This window comes from Sphaerisporangium cinnabarinum, from assembly GCF_055567015.1.
Genome location: NZ_JBVHRG010000008.1, coordinates 14,765 through 33,938 on the forward strand (window position 1 = coordinate 14,765; position 19,174 = coordinate 33,938).

The window sequence follows — 19,174 nt, forward strand, 5'->3', positions numbered from 1 at the left end:
CGTGGGTGCACCGGCCGGTCAGGGCGCCGGCCGCAGCGTGCCGCGCGTCAGCCGCAGTCGATCGCGTCGTACGACACGTCGTACCGCTGGTACACCGGGTCGCCGCCGCGCCACTGGTAGGCCGCGACCGTCGCGGTACCCGCCGCGACGGACGACGCGCGCGTGCTGAACGACTGGTACGCGTTCTTGTCCGGCGCGAGGGCGCTGAACTTCTTCTCGCCGAACGGCGTGATGAGCCGGACGTCCGCGGGGGCGTCCTCACCGTTGGCGCCGCGCACGGCGACGTACGCCGTGCCGTTGAGGCACCGCGCCTGTGCCTCGACGGCGTCGATGCGCGGGTTGCCCACGCCGTTGATCGCGAACGTGTCCTCGGACAGCGCGGCGACGGCGTGCCCGATGGCGCGCGACATGATGTCGAGCGCGGTCGCGTCGACGTTGTCGATCGTGTCCGCCGGCGAGTGGTAGTTCGGGTCGTAGAAGATGCCCTCGGTGCCGCCGAACATCGCGACCTCCTCGGCCGTCTTCGAGCCGTCCGCGCCGGTGAACAGGCCCGACGCCGGGACCCCGTTCTCGATGAACGCCTGGTAGTCGGAGCGGCCCGAGAACTCGGTGTCGACCCACGGCTGGTCGATGCCGTCGAAGTAGTCGGTGAACACCGCCTCCGTCTCGGCCGAGCCCGGCGGGACCTCGACCGGGGCCGGGTAGGTCGACTCGTTCGCGTCGTACACGCCGATGATGTAGTTCGGCGAGCCGACCATGTCGAAGTTGAGGTACGTCGCGATGTCGTCGAGCGCCGCCGGGTCGTTCGCGGCGAGGTCGCTCACGTAGTGGGTCGAGCCGCGCAGGCCGACCTCCTCGGCGCCCCACCACGCGAACCGGACCGCGTTCTCGACGTCCTGGCCGCCGTCGGTCGCGGCCGCGAGCTGGACCGCGACCTCGAGGATCGCGGCGGAGCCGGAGCCGTTGTCGTTGATGCCCGGGCCGTCCTCGACGCCGTCGAGGTGCGCGCCGACCATGACGACGTTGTGGTCGCGCCCGCCCGGGGTCTGGGCGAGCACGTTGAACGTCTCGAACTCCTCGACGTGGGTCTGCAGGTCGTAGGTCGCGACCGGCTCCGCGCCGCCCGCGATCGCGGCGAGGATCTGCTGGCCCGCGGCCTGCGTGATGCCCACCGTCGGGACCCACGCGTCGTTCTCGGCGCCGAGGGTCGGGCTCAGCGCGCCGTCGGTGTTGTTGTACAGGATCACGGCCGCCGCACCGGCCTGCGCCGCGTACAGCGCCTTGTCGGCGAACGGGCACGAGCCGCGGCTGATCAGCGCGACCGCGCCGCTCACGGCGACCCCGTCCCACGTGTCGGCGGTGCAGCCCTGGACGAGCGCGTCGGCGGGCTGCACGATCGGGCCGGTGACGCCGTCGTCCGGGGTGTCGGGCGCGAACTCGGCCGGGTAGACGTCCGACGTCACCTCGACGCCGGCCGCCGTGAGGGACAGCTCGTCGGTCTCCAGGTCCTCGAACGTGAAGTACTGGCGCTCGGGCTCGTAGCCCGCGGCCCGCAGGGCGTCCTCGACGTAGACGGCGCTCGCCTCGTAGCCGGGCGTCTCCAGCGCGCGGTTGCCGCCGTTGGCGTCCGCGATGTCCTGGAAGTCCTGGAGCCGCTGCATGACCGCGTCGCCGGTGACGAGGTCCTCGAGCGGGGGCGGTGCCGCGGCGGCCCGCAGGCTGCCGGCGGCCGTGCCGGACGCGGCGCCGAGAGGCTCGGCGCCGACGGGAACTGCGGTCAGCGCCGCGAGCACGAGGCCCGCTACCGCTGCGGACGGGACGATCGTTCGTGGTCTCACGCATCCTCCTCGACAGTGGCCCCCGCGGACCACCCCCGGTCGTGTCGGGGTGCGGCCGAGTCGCACACGAGACGCGACGCTGCGGAGGCTCGTGTGCTCGCGAGCGTATGCCTCCCGGGCCGCGCGCGGAACCCCCGGGCGGCACGAGCGTGAGGAGTTCACACGACCGTAACGGCCGCGGCGCCGGAGCAGGTCGTGGGCGACGTCGGGCAGACTGTGCCCGTGCCCGGATTCGCCGTCGTCGACCTCGAGACCACGGGGTTCTCGCCCCGCCTCGGCGACCGCGTCGCCGAGGTCGCGGTCGTCCTCGTGGACGACGCCGGTCGCGTCGAGGACGAGTGGTCCACCCTGGTCAACCCCGAGCGCGACCTCGGGCCGCAGCACGTGCACGGCATCGCCGCGGCGGACGTCGCGCTCGCGCCGACGTTCGACCGCGTCGCGCCCGCGCTCCTGCGCCTGCTCGCCGGGCGCGTGCTGGTGGCCCACAACGCGGCGTTCGACACGCGCTTCCTGCGCGCCGAGATCGGGCGTGCCGGGATCGCCGCGGCCATCGACCCCGTCGCGTGCCTGTGCACGCAGCAGCTCGCGAGCCGTTATCTCACGGGCTCGCGAGCACTGGCCGCGTGCTGCGCGGCCGTGGGCGTCGTGCACGACGGCGTCCACTCCGCCCTGGGCGACGCGCGCGCCACCGCGGGGCTGCTCGGGTACTACCTCGACGTCGCGGCCGACGACGAGTGCTGGGCCGTCGCACGGGCCGCGGCCGACGGCGTGCGCTGGTCGCTGCCCGCCGTCCTGCCCGGCGCGGAGCCGTTGCTGCGCGGCGCGAGCCGCGCCCGCGGGCACTGGCTCGCGGCGCTCGCCGACGCGCCTGCGGCTCCGGACGCGCCCGGCGCCCCGGGAACGGACCCGCGGCGCGACGTGAGCACGTACCTGCGCCTGCTCGACGAGGCGCTCCTCGACCGCTACGTCTCGCACGCCGAGCGGGCCGCGCTGCTCGCGGAGGCCCGGCACGCCGGGCTCGACCGCGCGACGGTCGAGACCCTGCACCGCGACTACCTGGCCGCGCTGGCCCGGGCCGAGCTCGACGCGCTCGACGGGACGACCGCCACGGGCGACCGGGACGAGGGCGCCGCGCTGCGCGACGACCCGGCGCTGCACGAGGTCGCCGGACAGCTCGGCCTCGACGCCGACGACGTCGTGGGAGCCGTCGAGGCGGCGCTCGGGACGCGCCTGGTCGAGACGGTCGCGGGCGCTGATGGAGCGGTCCCGCTCCGGCCCGCGTTCGTGCTGGCCGCGGGCGACGAGGTCGTGCTGACCGGCTCGATGTCGCGGACGCGCGAGGCCTGGGAGCGCGACGTCCGCGCCGCGGGCCTCTCCCCCTGGCCGTACGTCACACGCCGCACGCGGCTCCTCGTCGCCGCCGACCCCGACTCCCTCTCGACGAAGGCCCGCACCGCGCGCCGCTACGGCGTCCCCGTCGTCACCGAGGCGGCGTTCGCGCGCCTGCTGGCCGCGCACGAGGGCGCGAACGGGCGCACGCCCGAGACCGGGGTGCGACGCTGGGCGTCATGAGCACGCGCAGCATGACGGGCGCCGCGGCCGAGGAGCCCGGCGACGAGGCGGCCGACGTCGACGCGCTCGTCGACGACCTCTTCGCCCTGCCGCTCGAGCAGTTCGTCGTCGCGCGCACGGCCGCCGCCAAGCGGATCAAGGCGTCGGGCGACGCGGTCGGTGCGGAGCGCGTCGGCCGGCTCACGAAGCCGACGGTGGCGGCATGGGTCGTGAACCAGGTGGCGCGCGAGCGCCCGGACGACGTCGCCGCGCTCGTGAGCCTCGGGGACGAGCTGCGCGACGCGACGGCCGACCGCGACCGCACGCGCCTGCGCACGCTCGACCGCCTGCGGCGCGAGCGGGTGGAGCGCGTCGTCGGGGAGGTGCGCGACGCGGGCGAGATCGCGGGCCGTGCGGTGTCCGGGACGGCGCTCGACCGCCTCGCGGAAACCCTCACGGCGGCGGTCATGGACCCGGACGCTGGCGCGCTCGTCCGGACGGGCCGGTTGTCGCAGGCGCTCCAGCACGTCGGGTTCGGGATCGTCGACGAGGGCGGCGAGCCGGCCGACGTCGTCGCGCTGCGCGCGCGCACGGGCGCAGTCACGGACGACGGCGGGACGACCGGCGGTGCGGAGCCCCCGGAGGATGCCGAGGAGGACGCCCAGGAGGCTGCCGAGCGCGAGGTCGAGGAGAGCGCGGCCGAGGTCGACCGGCTGGAGGCCGAGCGCGACGACGCCGACGCCCGCGCGCGCGAGGCGGGGGACGCCGTCGGGCAGGTGGAGGACGAGCTCGCGCGCGTCGAGGACGAGCTCGCACGGCTCGCCGACGAGCGCGAGGCGCTGCGCGCCCGCCTGAGCGACGCGCGGGACGCGGAGTCCGCCGCGCGGGAGGCTCTCGACGCGGTCGACGAGCGGCTGGACGCCGCCGAGGAGCGCGCCGCGTCCGCGCGCAAGGCCCGCCGGGCGGCGCGCCGCGGCTGAGCCCGTTCGTCGTGCGCGAACTCGGGACTGAGCGGGGCACGCTCAAGGTTGCACAGGTCAGACGCCACGGCCCCCGTGGCACGACCGACCTGGAGGACCACCATGATCAGCACCTACACCGTGGCGCCGTTCCGTCCGCTCCCCACCGAGCGGCTCGTGCGCCAGCTCTGGACGCGCCCGTCCGGCGCGGGCGTCGCCCCGACGGGCTTCGCGCCCGCCGCCGACGTGTACCGCGAGGGAGACGACCTCGTCGCCCGCTTCGACCTGCCGGGCGTCGACCCGGAGCGCGACGTCACCGTCGAGCTCGAGGGTCGCCGGCTCGTCGTCCGCGGCGAGCGGCGTGACCAGCGCGTCGTCGAGGCTCCGGTGGCCCGGCCGTCGGACGAGGAGTCCGACGACGCCGAGCAGGCCGAGGGCGAGCAGGCAGAGGCGAGCGCCGACGAGGCGGCCGAGGTCGCCCCGGCCGGGCGCCGCGTCCGCGAGGTCCGGTTCGGCGAGTTCCGCCGCACCGTCACCCTGCCGAAGACGGCGGAGGCCGACGCCGTCCGCGCGTCCTACGACGCGGGCGTGCTCACCGTGACCGTCGCCGGCGTGTTCGCCGGCCGCGCTCCTCAGCGCATCGAGGTCACCCGCGCGGCCTGACGCCGCACCGCCGGCGCGACGCCCGGCGTCGCGCCGGCCCTCCTACCCGGCCGCGCACGCCCCTGCGCGGTCGGACGGCGGGGCCGGCACCCTCGTGGTGCCGGCCCCGTCCGACCTCCGGATGGGGACCTCTCCCCGTGCCCGGTGGCCGACGGGAGCCGCGTGTTCGGCTAACCTCCGTGCCATGACGAGCCTCCGGAGACCGCGCTCGACCCTGCCTCGCACGCGGTGGTCGACGCTGCGACGCCGCGCCCTCGTCGGCGCCCTCGGCCTCACCGCCGCCCTCAGCCTGGGCGCGTGCACGGGAGAGGCCGAGGACGGGCCGACTCCTGTCGTGGTGGGTGCCGCCGAGTACGAGCCGATCCTCGAGACGCGCCTGCCGGTCCCGGGGTCGGCGGAGGACGAGGTCACGCTCGGCCTCGTGTCCCTCGTCGCGGACGGCTCGACGGTGGAGCTCCGCGTCCTCATGACCCCGCACTTCGCGGGCGACGACTCCGCCGAGACGTACTCGGTGTACGACATGCTCGGCAAGGACCACAACCCGCGGATCGTCGACGTCGGTGCGCTGACGCAGTACGACGTCGTCTCCGCGTCCGGGCAGAAGCTGTCGACGGACCCCGTCACCGCGGACACCGTCAACGGCAGGCCGCTGCTCTACCAGGCATGGTTCCCCCGCCCGGAGGGAGAGCCCCGCACCGTGGACGTCCGTCTCCACGACGCCTGGCCCGCCTTCGAGGACGTGCCCGTGACCTGGGAGAGCGAGGAGTGAGGCGCCGTCACGCGACGGTGGCCGGTGCCCTGGCGGTCGCGCTCGTGCTGGGCCTGCTGTCCGGCACCCCGGCCGCGGCGAGCGAGGACGAGCAGGGCTTCGACCCGGGCGTCGACCCGCTCACCCTCGACGACCTCGGTGGCGCGCCCGCCCGGGAGGACCTCGACCGTGCGACGACCCGGTTCGACCCGGGGGTCGCGACGACGTTCGAGCTCGCCGGTGCCGTCACGTCGCTCGAGTACGTCGAGGTCGAGGCGGACGAGGTCGTCGTCACGCTCGAGACCGACGTCCTGTTCGACGTCGGCTCGGCCGAGCTCTCCCAGGCCGCCGTCGAGCGCGTGCAGGAGATCGCCGCCGAGCTGCCCGACGGTGTGACGGCGAGCGTCGCCGGGCACACCGACTCGGTGGGCGAGGAGGCGGACAACATGGACCTCTCGCAGCGGCGCGCGCAGGCCGTCGTCGACGCTGCCGCGACGGTACGACCCGACGTCACGTTCGAGGCGCAGGGGTACGGGGAGACGCGCCTCAAGGTCGAGGAGGGCGGTGACGACGTCGCGGACGACCGTGCCCGGAACCGCCGTGTCGAGCTCCGCTACTCCGGGACGACCCCGGGCGAGCGCGGCCTCGAGGTCGAGGAGCACGAGCTCGATCCCGTCACCGCGGAGCTCGTGCCGGGCGACCGCCCGCGCGTGGAGCCCGTGACGGACACCGAGCCCGTCGTCGAGAAGACGGTCGTCGTCCCGAACGAGGACGGCCGCCAGGAGGAGGTCCGCGTCGGCATCGAGCCGATCGTGGTCCGCGGATCTCTCATGCGCCTGCGCCTCCAGCTCACGCCGCTCGGCCCTGTGGACGGTGACGAGGAACGCATCAGCGTGTACGCCATGACGGGTGCAGGAGAGCTGCACCCGTCGGCCGTCGACCCCCGCGCGCTGGTCTCGTACGCACCGGTCCGCGGCAGCGGGGCACGCGAGCTCGAGACCGAGCCGCTGTTCGCGCGGACGAGCGTCGGACGCACGGTGGGCTACGAGGTGTACCTGCCGCGCCCGCTCGACGCGTCGCTCGAGTCGCTGTACGTGAACGTCGTCCCGACGTGGCCGACGTTCGAGGACGTCCCGATCCGCTGGGACTGACGTCCCTTTCACCCCGTCAGGCCCTCCCCGAGGCGGCTGACACCACGTTAGCGTTCACGTCACGCCCCCCGGGGCTTCGGTCGTGCCCGTCGACGTCGACGCGGTGACCGCGAGACGAGGACGACGCATGGCCCTGAGATTCAACGCCCCTCCCGGCTGGCCCGTGGCCCCCGGAGACTGGCGCCCCGAGCCGGGCTGGGCCCCGGACCCTGCCTGGCCGTCCGCGCCGGAGGGATGGACGTTCTGGGTCGAGGAGACCGCCGCGCCGCCGGCCGGGGCCACGCGGCCTCGACGCGGGCGCCGGGCAGCCCTGCTGACCGCGGCGGGCGTCGCCCTGTTCGTCGTCGGGCTCCTGGTCGGGCAGGGCAGCTCCGGCCGGGCGCTGGACGAGGCGAGGACCCTCGTCGCGCAGGCGGCCGACGAGCAGGACGAGGTCGAGGGCGAGCGTGCCGAGCTGGACGCCGAGCGGACCGCGCTCGAGGAGCAGACCGCCGCCGCGCAGGCGACCCAGGCCGAGCTGGACGAGCGGGCGACGGCGCTCCAGTCGTCGGAGGCCGAGGTCACGGCGCGCGAGGGCGCGGTCGCGACCGTCGAGGCCGAGCTGGCGACCCGGGTGACCGACGTCGAGGGTCGTGAGGCCGCTGTCGCACAGGCGGAGGCGACCGCCGCGGCGGCCCGCTCGGCCCAGCAGACCCGTCCCAGCGCACCTGCGGGCGTCGCCGACACCGGCGGCAGCACGTCCACGTACTACCAGAACTGCGACGCGGTGCGGGCCGCCGGCGCGGCCCCGCTGCTCCGCGGCGAGCCGGGCTACGCCCCCAAGCTCGACCGCGACGACGACGGCGTGGCCTGCGAGTAGGTGGTCAGCCCTCGGCCGCGCCCGCGCGGCCGAGGAACGACCGCAGGGCCTCGGTGACGAGCGCGTGGTCGTCGCCCTGGGCGAGCCCGGACACGGTGACGACGCCGACGATCCCGACGCCCTCCACGCGGACGGGGAACGCGCCGCCGTGCGCGGCGTACTCCTGGAGCGGGAGGTCGTGCTTCTCGTTGAACGACGTCCCCGTCGCCCGGGCCCGCAGGCCCACGAGGTACGACGACGCCCCGAACCGCTCGACGACGCGCACCTTGCGCTCGACCCAGGTGTCGTTGTCGGGTGTCGTGCCCGCGCGCGCGGCGTGGAACACCTGCTGCGGCCCCTTGCGGACGTCGATCGTCACGGGCAGGTCGCGCTCGTCGGCGAGCTCGACGAGGAGGCAGCCGAGCCGCCACGCGTCGTCGTGCGTGAACGTGCGGAGCACGAGGTCGCGCTCGTCCGCCTCGACGGAGGCGACGAGGGCGGCGAGGTCGTCGGGCGTCGTCATGCGGTCATCGTGGCACGATCGCGACGTGACGACGACGCCCGTTCCCCGCCCGGCACCCCTCGACCCGCTCGACCACGGCCTGCTCGACCGCGCGTCGGGCGTGCTGCTCGCGCAGGCGGCGGGCGACGCGCTCGGTGTGCCGTACGAGTTCGCGCAGCCGCCCGGGCCCGGGCACCGGGACGAGGTCGCGGTCATGCGCGGGGGCGGGCTCGGACCGTACGCGCCGGGCGAGTGGAGCGACGACACGCAGATGTCGGTGTGCGTCGCGCGCGTGACGGCGGCGCACGACGTCCTCTCCCCCGTGCCCGACGCGTTCGGGGCGACGCCGCTCGACGACGTCGCCGCCGCGTTCGAGGCGTGGCGCACCGGGGGCGCGTCCGACGTCGGGACGCAGACGGCCGCGGTCCTGCGCGACGCCGCCGCCCGCCGGGGTCCCGCCGCCGCACGGCTGCGCGAGGCGTCCGCGGCGCTGCACGCGGCGACCGGCCGCACGGCGGGGAACGGCGCGCTCATGCGGACGGGCGTCGTCGGGCTCGTCGCGCTCGGCGACCGGGACGCGACCGCCCGCGCGGCGCGCGCCGTCGCGGGGATCACGCACACCGACCCGCTCGCCGCCGAGTCGTGCGTGCTGTGGTCCGAGGCGGTGCGCGTCGCGGTGACGGAGCAGCGGCTCGACGTGCGGGCCGGCCTCGACCTGCTCGACCCGGAGGCCGCGGCGCGCTGGTCGGCGTGGGTCGCGGACGCGGAGTCCGCCCGGCCCGAGGCCGACCTCCGGCAGAACGGTTTCACGGTGACCGCGCTCCAGGCGGCGTGGCGCGCGATCGCGACGACGTCCCCGCCCGAGCGCTCGCGGTCCGCGGGCCGGGACCACCTGGCGGCGGCGCTCCAGGCCGCGGTCGCCGTCGGCGGCGACACCGACACCGTCGCCGCGATCGCCGGGAGCCTGCTCGGCGCGCGCTACGGCGCCCGCGCGGTGCCCGACGAGTGGGCGACCGCCGTCCACGGCTGGCCCGGGATCGGCCGCCGCGTGCTCACGGCGCTGGCGCGCCGCACCGCCCAGGACGGCCTCGTGCGCTCCGAGGCGCTCGTCCTGCCCGACGGCGACGCGCGCCCCGTGCAGCACTGCCCGCTGTGCGGGACGCTGCTCCGCGAGAACCCGCGCTACCCGCGGCACGTGTGCGGGTGGTGCGCGCAGGACGTCACCGACGAGGAGGGCCGTCCCGTCGTGCTGGCGAACGCGACCATCACGGGCGGGTACACCGCGCAGCGCCCGGACGGATCGCCCGCGTCGGCCGACGTGCTCGCGGGGAGGGTCTGGATCGACGGCGTCGCGCTCCGCGCGCAGGAGGCGCGGTTCGGCGGGGTCGTCGTGCAGCCGCTCGACGACCCCGCCTGAGCCGGCAGCGCGTTCGCGCCACCGGAAGGACGAGCGGCCTCAGCCGCAGGAGACCGCCGGGAAGGCGACGTCCTGGGCGGAGGAGGCGCCGCCGTCGGTCAGGGTGCCCGTGACGGTGACGGACCCGGCGTCGGCCGCGACCGCCCGCGTCGAGAACGACTGGTACGCGGCCTTGCCGGGCGCGACCGCCGCGACCGTGCGCGTGCCGAACGGCGTCGCGAGGGTGACGTCGGCCGGGAAGTCACCGGTGTTCGTCGCGCGGACCGCGACGTACGCCGTGCCCGCGAGGCAGCGGGCGCTGGTCTCGACGGCGAGCGCGGGGCCCGCCTCGTCCTCGCGCTGGAGCGTCACCCGGTCGACCACGCGCTGCGACCCGGTCGCGTACGTGGTGACGGTGAGCGACGTGGGCGTGACGTCGAGGTCGGAGTAGCTGGCCTCGCGCGACTGCTCCCAGCGCGCCGTCCACGGCTTGGCGCCGTCGAAGTCGTAGAACTTCGAGCCCGACGACGAGTTGCCCGTGAGGTAGAGGACCTGGTCCTCCTCCGGGGTGAGCACGTCGCCCTCGGCCGGCGCCGCGGCCGGGACGACCGGCGTCGCGCCCTCCATGAGGTACGAGCGGGTGTAGATGTGGTCGTGGCCCGCGAGGACGAGGTCGACGCCGAGGTCGCTGAAGACGGGCGAGAGCGCCTCGCGCATGCGCACCACGTCCGTGTCGCGCGAGTGGAACGCCTGGCTGTAGAGCGAGTGGTGGAACGTCACGACGACCCAGTCGTACTCGTCGCCGTGCGTGCCGACCACGTCGCGCAGGAACGCCTCGTGCCCCGCGATCTGCGTCGCGGACGAGTCGTTCGAGTCGATCGCGACGACGAGCACGTTGTTGTACGCGTACCAGTAGTCGCGGCGCTGCTCGGCCGAGAGGTTCGGCATCGCGTAGTGCTGGTCGAAGAGCGCCGACGCGGTGTCGTGGTTGCCGTCCTGGACGGCGAAGCGCAGCTCGCGCATCTGGCGCGGCGCGAGGAAGCCCGCGTACTGCTGGCTGCTGCCCGCGTTCTCCACCTGGTCGCCCGCGGAGATGAGGAACGCCGTGTCCGGGTGTCGCTCGGTCATGGTGTCGAGGTTGGCGGCCCAGCGTGCCGCGTCGTTCGCGGCGTTGCCGCTCGCACCGATCTGCGCGTCGCCGACGAACAGCGCGGAGAACTCGTCCCCGAACGTCCCCGTCGTGAACGTCGACGGCGCGGACCAGCCGGTCGCCGCGCTGCCCACGCGGTACGCGTACGCCGTGTCCTCCTCGAGCCCGGTGATCGTGGCGTGGTGGTACGTCGCGCCGTCCGCGGCCGCGCCGCTCCGGGACGACGACGTCGCGGCCGTCCGCCAGTCGACCTCGCCGCCCGTCTCGTCGACCCGGGCCCACTGGACCTCGCCCGCGCCGGGCAGCGTCGAGAACCACGCGACGTTGGCCTGCGTCTCGTCCGCGCCGACGTTCAGGGCGACGTCGCGCACCTCGCCGTGCGTCGGGACGAGCGAGCGGACGTCGAGGTAGATGTCCGAGCTCGTCGGCGCGTCCTGGTAGAGCGCGACGGAGATCGTGTTCTCGCCGGGCTCGAACGCGTCGGCCGGGACGACGAACGTGCCCGTCACCGGGTCCGTGCGACCGTTGCCGTGGTACTGGAGGTTCTCGGTGATCTTCCGGTCGTCGTCACCCAGGCGCACGACCTCCTCGCCGTTCACGTAGACGATCGCGGCGTCGTCGTAGACGATCTCGCCCTCGAACGCCGGGACGCCGTCGAGGTCCGCCGCGGTGAGCTCCACGTCGGTGCGGAAGAAGAACGTGGGGACGTCCGTCGTCGTGCCCTCGATGTACTGGGTGAGGAGCGTCGTGATCGGGAAGGCGGCGCCGATGCCCGTCGCGGCGCCGCGCTTCGCGCCGAACGCGCCCGTCGCGGACTTCCACGCGGAGTCGTCGAACGCGGTCGTCGTCCACACGCGCTGGTCCGCGGCGGATCCAGCCGGGTTCGTGCTGTCGTCGAGGTAGCGCCAGGTCGTGCCGGACGTCGAGAGCAGGGACTCGTCGGCGGCGGCCGTCGAGGTCGCGGTCGCGGCGACGAGCGCCGTGCCGACGAGCGAGACGGCGAGCGCCGACGCCGCCGCGCGCGCGAGCGCGCCGGGCGGCCGGGAGGCGTGCGGGTTCATGGGTTCCTTCGCAGGTCAGGGGTCCGCGCGGCGACGACCGTCGGACCACCGTGGCGGCGTCGGACCCGTGGTGGGAAGCGCTGTCACCGTAGGCAGCGGGGATGGCGGCCGTGCGTCGTCGGGATGAACGCGCGGCGGCGGCCGGATGGCCGTCCTCCGCCCGGCCCGGCAGACGCAGGACGCCGCGCCCCCCGGAGGGGACGCGGCGTCGAGGCCTGCGACGAGGAGAAGGCGGCTCAGGCGCCCCGGCGCCGCCGGAGGACGAGGACGCCCGTGCCGAGCGCGACGAGCAGGAGCGCGGCGATCGCGACACCGGCGGCCTGCACGCCGGTCGTCGCGAGACCACCCGTGCCACCGTCGGCCGGTGCTCCCGGCGCGTCGGGCGTGCCCGGCACGTCGGGCGTCGTGGGCACGGTCGGGTCCGTGGGCACGGTCGGGGTCGTCGGAGTCGTCGGAGTCGGCGCGGGCGTGGGCTCGAGCGGCCGGTCGGCCGTGTTGGTCAGCGTCACGGCGACGTCCGCGGCGACCTCCAGCCGCACCGTCCCGTCGTCGCCCGGCTCGACCGCGCCCCCGTCGACCTGCCAGGTCGGCTCGCCCCACTCCACACCCTCGACCGCGGGGAAGCCGGGCTCCCCGAGCACGACCTCCGCCCCGACGGGAAGGTCGTCGAGCGTCGCCGAGCCGCCCACCGGGACCGTCAGCTCGCCGGCCGCCCCGTCGACGGCGTACGCGACGGTGAACGCGGTGCCCGCGGGGACGGCCGACGCGGCGTCGCCCACCACCCGCTTGGTCACGGTGAGGCTGCCGCTCTCGGCGGGCACGGTGCCGCACGGGATCGACCCGGCGAACAGGTAGGCGTGCGCCTCCCCGCCGAGCAGGGTGAGGTCGCGTGCCACGACCTGCCCGTCGAGCGGGGACGCCTCGACGGTGAGGTCGGCGGTCGGCGCGTACACCGACCCGTCCAGGCGCGCCCCGCCGGCACCGAGCGTGACCGGGCCGTCGAGCCGCGACAGGTCCCACATCACGAACGAGGCCGCCTTGCCGGCCTCGCCGAACACGGAGCCCTGGAGGTCGGTCGTCCCGGCCGGGACGGAGACGATCAGCGGGGCGTCGGCCGACGGGAGCACGCCGTCGGCGAACTGCACGGTGTACGCGTCCGCGATCGCCGCGTAGTCGACGACGTTCGGCCGCCCGGCCTCGAGCGCGGAGAGGACGACGCGGTCGCCGACGTCCTCCGTCACGGAGAGCACGTGCGCTGCACCGCTCGGCACGAGGTCGGCGAGGCACCGGCGGACCTCGGCGGCCCCCGTGGCACCCGTCTCGACGTACGCCGCCACGGAGCCGCGCTCCGTCGCCACCGTCGCGGCGCCGTCGGGCCACTTCTGGTTCGTGGCGTCGACGGCGGGCGAGTCGTCGAGCGACGTGCGGTACCGCACCCAGTCGGCGCGCTGGTACGTGCCGAACGCCGGGTCGTCACCCACGACCTTGAGGTAGCCCTGGAGCGCTGCACCCCGGTCCGCGGGCGCACCGCCGTTCGTGATCTGGACCGTCCCCGACGTCGGTGCGTAGCCGCCCACGAGGAGACGGGTGGGGTCGCCGTCGACGGTGGGGATCGTGTAGTCGGCAGTCCCGGCCGCCTGGTGGAGGATCGCGTACATGCCCCCGTCGGCACGGACGGACAGCTCGCCGCCGACCGCGACCGAGCCCTCCGTCTCGTGGTTGCCGAGGTGGGCGTCCTCGCGGGCGTAGACGCTGAACCCCCCGGCCAGGTCGAACGGGTTCACCGGTGCGTCGGCGGCGACGGCGCCCGACGCGGGCAGCACGAGCGCGGCGCCGGCCAGCGCGACGACGGCTGCGGCAGCGGTGCGGCGCCGGCCGGAACGAGTGGTTGACTGCGGCAACAGACGTGAGGGCAGCATCGAGCGGACAGCTCCATCGGGTGGGGTAGGGGTCGGTCCCGACGGACCGGGACCGGCCCGTCCCTCTCACCGTAGGCCGGACTGGACGAGCGTCCAGAACGCGTAGCGGGTGAAGTCGTGCCGGTGTGATCGACCCCACCTCAGCGTGCGCACGAGCGGCCGGACCTGTCGGTCATGTCGGGCTGCCGACCATCCCCGAGAGGCTGCGCGTGCGCACGGCCCCAGGTCAGGAGATGACGAGGCTCGCGATCAGCCCGTCGCGCAGGCGGACGGTGAACGTGCCCGGCCCGTTGTACCCGTCCCCCGAGACCGTGAGGTCGAGCAGCACCTCGTCGGGTGCGGCCCCCGGCCGCAGCCCGGAGACGTCGAAGTGCGAGCGCTTGCCGATGTTGTCCGTCCGGTCCCAGCTCGCGAGCTCGGCGCGGCCGCGGAAGCGGCGGCCCCAGTCGTCGAGGACGGCGTCCTCGGTGAACGCGGTCAGGAACCGGGCGGTGTCGCCTGCGTTCGTCGCCTCGACGAGGGTCCGCACCGCGGCCGGAAGGTCGTGCGTCACGTCGCTCATCCCCTCACTGTGCTCCCCTCGGTGCCCGACGACGACCCGGACGTGGTGCGACGCGGCGTCCGCGAGCCCGTGCCCGAGCCGGCCGAAGAGCGCGACGCTCGCCGTCCCGGGCCAGTCTGCGGGCAGCGCGGCTGACGGCAGCCCGGGGTCGGCGTACGGGATCGGCCGCCAGTCGTCCACGGCCCGCACCCACCGCGCGAACGCGTCGCGCGGCTCGTCCGCTCGCGCGGACGGGGCGCCGTCGGCCCCCGCGTCGTCGTGCCGGGCGAGGAACGCGCGGTGCAGCGCCGCGACCCGGTCGAGGTCCCACCACCGCGCCGCCGCGTCCGCGAACGACCCCGCGACGCGCGGCGGCCCCGCGAGGAACACCGTCGCGGCGTCCCGGACGTCCAGCGCCACGAGGATCTCCTCGACCTCGTCCACGAGGTGACCGGGCGTGATCCACAGCCCGTCCGCGACGCTCCCGGCGCCGATCCACGCGAGGTGACGGCGCAGCTGGTGCCGCGCGTCGCGCCGCTCCTCGGGCAACGAGTACGACACGAGGCACCACGGGTCGTCGTCGCCCTGCTGCCGGTAGCCGAAGATGCGCCGGTCGCCGCGCGCGAGCATCGGCCCGGCGTCGGGCGCGAGCCGGTAGCCGGCGCGGCCGTCGTCGAGCGTCTCGGGGACGAGCAGGCCCTTGGTCTTGACGCGCGAGACCGCGCTGCGCGCCCCCGCGGGCGGGACGCCGAGCGCGCCGAGCAGCACGACCAGGTCCGCCACCGCGACCGCACCCCCCAGGTCCCGGACGTACAGCCCGACGACGGTGCGCAGCAACGACGTCGTGCTCCCCGGCCGGGAGTCGAGGTCGTCGAGGATCACGCGGGCCCGGCCGCACCCGGCGCGGTCGGCCCGCTCGGTCGGCCGTCGAGGATCTCCGCCAGGGCGTCGCGCACCGCCTCGACGCCGACGCGCACCTCGTCGAAGCTCGTCGAGAGCGGGGACAGGCCGAGGCGCAGGCCGTTCGGGCGGCGGAAGTCGGGGATCACGCCGCGCTCCCACAGGAGCGGGAGCGTCGCCTCGAACGCGTCGTGGTCGACGGTCACGTGGCTCCCCCGACGCTCGGGGTCCCGCGGCGACGCGTACCGGGCGCCGAGCGGGAGCAGCAGGTCGTCCACGAGGGCCGTCGCGTGCTCGGTGAGCGCGACGGACTTCGCGCGGACCGCCAGCATCCCGGCCGCGTCGACGAGGTCGAGCATGTCCTGCATCGCGAGCATCCCGACGATCGCGGGCGTCCCCGAGAGGAAGCGCCGGACGCCGTCGTGCGGCGCATACGCGGGGCCCATCTCGAACGGCGCCGCGCTCCCCATCCAGCCCTGGATCGGCTGGGTGAGCGCGCCCTGCAGGTCGGCGCGCACGTAGCCGAACGCGGGCGCGCCCGGACCACCGTCGAGGTACTTGTACGTGCAGCCCGCCGCGAGGTCGACGCCCCACGCGTCGAGCTCGACCGGGACGGCACCCGCGGAGTGGCACAGGTCCCACAGGACGAGCGCGCCGGCGTCGTGCGCGAGCGCCGTGATCGCGGCGGCGTCGCTCACGTACCCCGACCGGTACGCGACGTGGCTCAGCAGCACGAGCGCGGTGCGGTCGGAGAGGACCCCCGCCACCTGCGCCGGGGTCACGCCGCCGTCGTGCTCGGGCGTGATCCACCGCAGCGTCGCGCCGTGCTCGCGCGCGACGCCCTCCAGCACGTACCGGTCCGTCGGGAAGTTCCCGGCGTCGAGCACGATCTCGTCGCGGCCCGCGACCTGCGGCGCCGAGAGCGCGGCGCGCACGAGCTTGTAGAGGATCACCGTCGTCGAGTCCCCGACGAACGTCTGGCCGGCCGCCGCGCCGAGCGTCACCGCGCCGATCCGGTCGCCCAGCGTCAGCGGCAGCTCGTACCACTCCTCGTCCCAGCCGCGGATGAGCCGCGCGCCCCAGACGTCGGTCGCGAACCGCGCGAGCCGCTCGGCCGACGCGCGCGTCGGCCGGCCGAGCGAGTTCCCGTCGAGGTAGGCGGTGACCTCCTCGGAGTCGACGAACGCGTCACGGAACCGCGCGAGCGGGTCCGCCGCGTCGAGCGCGGCCGACCGCGCGGCGTGGTCGGTGCGGGCGGTCGTGGCGTCGGTCGTGTCGGTCATCGCCGGTCCTCCGGGGTGCGGGGTGCGCGCGGCGCACCGTAGGGCTCGGGTCGCGCCACGACGACGGCGCGCGCCAACCACGCGGCCACGTCGTCGGGGTCGTCGAGGTCGGGCGGGTCGCCGGGGACCCAGGTCGCGGCCCCGTCGGGGTCGGGCACGGCGCCGTCGTGGGCGATCGCGCCGAGGAGCGCGTGCGGATCGAGGCCGGCCTCCGCGAGCGCCCGCAGCTCGCGAGCGTTGACGCCGGGCGGGAGGGGACCGTTGCCGAGGTCGGTGCCATAGACGACCGACCCGCCGAGCGCGACGAACCGTCGGACGTTGTCGATCGCGACGTCCTGCTCGGCCGTCGGGCTCCCCCACCCGTGCACGTCGAGCGTGCTCACCCAGCTCACCCGGCTCACCCTCGCCCCGCCGAGCACGAGGTTACGGTCGCCATCCGGCTCATCTCGCCCGTAACCCCGTGCTCGACCGGGTGGAAGGGCGTGCTCGGCGGGGCGGGCGCGGGCCATCGCCGCCAGGAGGTTATCGGGCAGGCGCTCGCTGTACGGGGCGTGCGCCAGCCGGTCGACGCCCGCCTCGAACGCGCGGGCCGCCATCCCGCGCCCCTCCACGTGCGCGACGACGTCCCGGCCCCGCGCGTGGGCGTGGCCGACGAGCGCGGCGAGCGTGGCGTCGTCGGGCACGGGGCCGGCGTCGGCGTGCAGGGCGACCTTGAGGAACGACGCGCCCGCGGCGACCTGGCGGTCGACGGCGGCGACCGCCGCCTCGGGCGAGCCGACCTCCTCGACGGACCCGGCAGGTGCCCACGACCGGTCCGCCGGGTAGCCGCCGGAGGCGGTGAGGAACGCGCCCGCGAACGCGACCGCCGGGAAGCCGGGACGCCCGGGCCACGTGCGCGCGGCGTCGGGTACCCACCCGAGGTCGTGCACGACCGCGATCCCGCCGCGTCGCACCGCGACGGGGTCGACGAGGCCGAGGTGCACGTGCGCGTCCGCGAGCGGCGGGAGCCAGGTGCCGCCGTCGCCCGCCCGGCCGAGGCTCACGACCGCCCGATCTCGGTGCGGACGGCGAACAGCTCGGGGAAGAACGTGAGGTCGAGGGCGCGCTGGAGGAAGCCGACGCCGCTCGACCCGCCCGTTCCGCGCTTGGTCCCGATGATGCGCAGCACCGTCTTCATGTGGCGGAACCGCCAGAGCTGGAAGTTGTCCTCGAGGTCGACGAGCTCCTCGCACGTCTCGTACGCGGACCAGTACGTCTCCGGGTCGTCGTAGATGCGCCGGAAGACCTCGACCAGGTCGTCGTCGAGCGTGTGCGCGACCGTGACGTCGCGGTCCAGGACGCGCTGCGGGACGTCGTGGCCGTGCCGCGCGAGGTGGCGCAGGAACTCGTCGTAGACGCTCGGCTCGGCGAGCAGGCGGGCGAGCTCGGCGCGCGCGTCGGGCTCGGCGTCGAACACGTCGAGCATGCGCGCGTTCTTGTTCCCCAGCAGGAACTCGACCGCGCGGTACTGCCACGACTGGAAGCCGGACGCGTGCCCGAGGAACCCGCGGAACTGCGCGTACTCGCTCGGCGTGAGGGTCGCGAGCACGGACCACTGCTCGGTGAGCGTGCGCTGCACGTGCTTGACGCGCGCGACGCGCTTGAGCGCGGCGCCCAGCTCGTCGGCGGCGAGCAGGTCGCGCGCGGACAGGAGCTCGTGCAGCACGAGCTTGAGCCAGAGCTCCGTCGTCTGGTGCTGCACGATGAACAGCATCTCGTCGTGGTGCTCCGGGTCGCTCACGGGCTCCTGCGCGGCGAGCAGCGTGTCGAGGTGCAGGTACGACCCGTACGTCATCTGCTCGCGCAGGTCCGTGACGATGTCGGACTCGAGCGCGCGCTCGTTCGGCGCGGGCAGCGGTGCGTCGGCCATCCGTCGAGCGTATGTCACGAACGTGACGACCGCCAGGTCCGTGCGATGCATCGGGTGGTAGCGGTCAGTCGTCCGCCGCGGCGCGGCGCTCCTCCTCGTCGACGGACTCGCCCGTCGGGTCCTCCGCGACGAGGTCGTCGAGGAACGCGCCGCCCAGCGGCCCGTCGCTCAGCCCGACGAACCGCCAGCCCGACGCCGGGTCCCCCTCGACCTCGACGAGCCCGGTGTTCGCGAGCGGGGTCCACGCGAGCCGGTCGACGTCGACGCCCGCGGCGCGCGCGCACGCCCACGCGCGGATCGCCGCACCGTGCGACACGACGACGGCGGTCTCCCACCCGGCCCGCGCGACGGCGGCGAGGGCGTCGTCGTACCGGTCGAGGAACTCGGTGCCGTCGGGGCCGCCGGGCACCCGCCGGTCGGGCTCGCCGCGGCCCCACGCGAAGACCGTCTCGAGGTAGAGGGCGTGGTCGTCGTGGTCGGCGGACATCTCCAGGTCGCCCGCGTCGACCTCGCGCAGGCCGTCGAGCTCGAGCGGCTCCAGACCGTGGCGCTCGACGAGCGGCGCCGCCGTGAGGTGCGTGCGCACGAGCGTGGACACCGCGACGCCGTCGACCACGCGGTCCGAGAGCGCGTCCGGGATCGCCGCCGCCTGGCGTGCCCCGAGGGCGGTGAGGCCCGGGCCGGGCAGGGCGGTGTCGAGCAGGCCGGCGACGTTGGAGGGGGTCTGTCCGTGACGGACGAGGAGCAGGCGCATGGTTCTCCGGT

16 protein-coding genes are annotated in these 19,174 nt (G+C 75.5%); 7 read left to right on the forward strand and 9 right to left on the reverse strand.

The features are described from left to right. Positions 1–47: 47 nt before the first annotated feature. Positions 48–1,838, reverse strand: coding sequence for a M28 family peptidase (locus ACZ4MO_RS12550; RefSeq protein ID WP_175010107.1), 1,791 nt, complete (start codon positions 1,836–1,838; stop codon positions 48–50). A 222-nt stretch (positions 1,839–2,060) separates the two neighbouring features. Between ACZ4MO_RS12550 and ACZ4MO_RS12555 the strand changes: the two genes are divergently transcribed. The 6 genes from ACZ4MO_RS12555 (at position 2,061) to ACZ4MO_RS12580 (ending at position 7,769) form a co-directional block, all read left to right on the forward strand. Next, the gene (locus ACZ4MO_RS12555; RefSeq protein WP_186810518.1) at positions 2,061–3,410 is read left to right on the forward strand and encodes an exonuclease domain-containing protein; all 1,350 of its coding nucleotides are present in this window, start codon (positions 2,061–2,063) and stop codon (positions 3,408–3,410) included. Further along, positions 3,407–4,369, forward strand: coding sequence for a hypothetical protein (locus tag ACZ4MO_RS12560; RefSeq protein ID WP_255437404.1), 963 nt, complete (start codon positions 3,407–3,409; stop codon positions 4,367–4,369). The genes ACZ4MO_RS12555 and ACZ4MO_RS12560 overlap by 4 nt, the downstream gene beginning before the upstream one ends. Before the next feature lie 102 nt (positions 4,370–4,471). Then, the gene (locus ACZ4MO_RS12565; protein ID WP_175010109.1) at positions 4,472–5,011 is read left to right on the forward strand and encodes an Hsp20 family protein; all 540 of its coding nucleotides are present in this window, start codon (positions 4,472–4,474) and stop codon (positions 5,009–5,011) included. 184 nt (positions 5,012–5,195) lie between these two features. Then, the gene (locus tag ACZ4MO_RS12570) at positions 5,196–5,780 is read left to right on the forward strand and encodes a hypothetical protein (protein ID WP_061267845.1); all 585 of its coding nucleotides are present in this window, start codon (positions 5,196–5,198) and stop codon (positions 5,778–5,780) included. Further along, positions 5,777–6,910 (forward strand): OmpA family protein, encoded by a 1,134-nt coding sequence (locus tag ACZ4MO_RS12575; RefSeq protein ID WP_186810519.1) that lies wholly within the window; start codon positions 5,777–5,779, stop codon positions 6,908–6,910. Before ACZ4MO_RS12570 ends, ACZ4MO_RS12575 begins: the two co-directional genes overlap by 4 nt. Positions 6,911–7,037: 127 nt before the next feature. Continuing rightward, positions 7,038–7,769, forward strand: a complete 732-nt coding sequence (locus ACZ4MO_RS12580; protein WP_255437405.1) for an excalibur calcium-binding domain-containing protein — start codon at positions 7,038–7,040, stop codon at positions 7,767–7,769. A gap of 4 nt (positions 7,770–7,773) precedes the next feature. Here the strand turns inward: ACZ4MO_RS12580 and ACZ4MO_RS12585 are convergent, their stop codons facing one another. Beyond that, a complete protein-coding gene (locus ACZ4MO_RS12585) occupies positions 7,774–8,271 on the reverse strand; it encodes a heme-degrading domain-containing protein (RefSeq protein WP_074803454.1) in 498 nt (165 codons plus the stop codon). 25 nt (positions 8,272–8,296) lie between these two features. Here ACZ4MO_RS12585 and ACZ4MO_RS12590 point away from each other — a divergent pair, with 25 nt between their 5' ends. Further along, positions 8,297–9,667, forward strand: coding sequence for an ADP-ribosylglycohydrolase family protein (locus tag ACZ4MO_RS12590; protein WP_255437406.1), 1,371 nt, complete (start codon positions 8,297–8,299; stop codon positions 9,665–9,667). 39 nt (positions 9,668–9,706) lie between these two features. On the opposite strand, the gene ACZ4MO_RS12595 is transcribed toward ACZ4MO_RS12590, so the two are convergent. The 7 genes from ACZ4MO_RS12595 to ACZ4MO_RS12625 all read right to left on the reverse strand — a co-directional run bounded on the left by ACZ4MO_RS12595 (position 9,707) and on the right by ACZ4MO_RS12625 (position 19,163). Next, the gene (locus ACZ4MO_RS12595; protein ID WP_499279010.1) at positions 9,707–11,857 is read right to left on the reverse strand and encodes a purple acid phosphatase family protein; all 2,151 of its coding nucleotides are present in this window, start codon (positions 11,855–11,857) and stop codon (positions 9,707–9,709) included. Between the two features lie 236 nt (positions 11,858–12,093). Further along, positions 12,094–13,776: a collagen-binding domain-containing protein gene (locus ACZ4MO_RS12600; RefSeq protein ID WP_175010113.1), complete on the reverse strand. Its 1,683-nt coding sequence runs from the start codon at positions 13,774–13,776 to the stop codon at positions 12,094–12,096. Positions 13,777–14,002: 226 nt separating this feature from the next. Further along, a complete protein-coding gene (locus ACZ4MO_RS12605) occupies positions 14,003–15,199 on the reverse strand; it encodes a PaaX family transcriptional regulator C-terminal domain-containing protein (RefSeq protein ID WP_175010114.1) in 1,197 nt (398 codons plus the stop codon). Next, the gene (locus tag ACZ4MO_RS12610) at positions 15,196–16,500 is read right to left on the reverse strand and encodes an aminotransferase class V-fold PLP-dependent enzyme (protein WP_175010115.1); all 1,305 of its coding nucleotides are present in this window, start codon (positions 16,498–16,500) and stop codon (positions 15,196–15,198) included. The genes ACZ4MO_RS12605 and ACZ4MO_RS12610 overlap by 4 nt, the downstream gene beginning before the upstream one ends. Continuing rightward, positions 16,497–17,543: an amidohydrolase gene (locus tag ACZ4MO_RS12615; RefSeq protein ID WP_175010116.1), complete on the reverse strand. Its 1,047-nt coding sequence runs from the start codon at positions 17,541–17,543 to the stop codon at positions 16,497–16,499. The genes ACZ4MO_RS12610 and ACZ4MO_RS12615 overlap by 4 nt, the downstream gene beginning before the upstream one ends. Continuing rightward, the gene (locus ACZ4MO_RS12620) at positions 17,540–18,409 is read right to left on the reverse strand and encodes a tryptophan 2,3-dioxygenase (RefSeq protein ID WP_076404398.1); all 870 of its coding nucleotides are present in this window, start codon (positions 18,407–18,409) and stop codon (positions 17,540–17,542) included. The genes ACZ4MO_RS12615 and ACZ4MO_RS12620 overlap by 4 nt, the downstream gene beginning before the upstream one ends. 64 nt (positions 18,410–18,473) lie before the next feature. Beyond that, positions 18,474–19,163: a histidine phosphatase family protein gene (locus tag ACZ4MO_RS12625; protein WP_175010117.1), complete on the reverse strand. Its 690-nt coding sequence runs from the start codon at positions 19,161–19,163 to the stop codon at positions 18,474–18,476. Positions 19,164–19,174 lie beyond the last annotated feature (11 nt).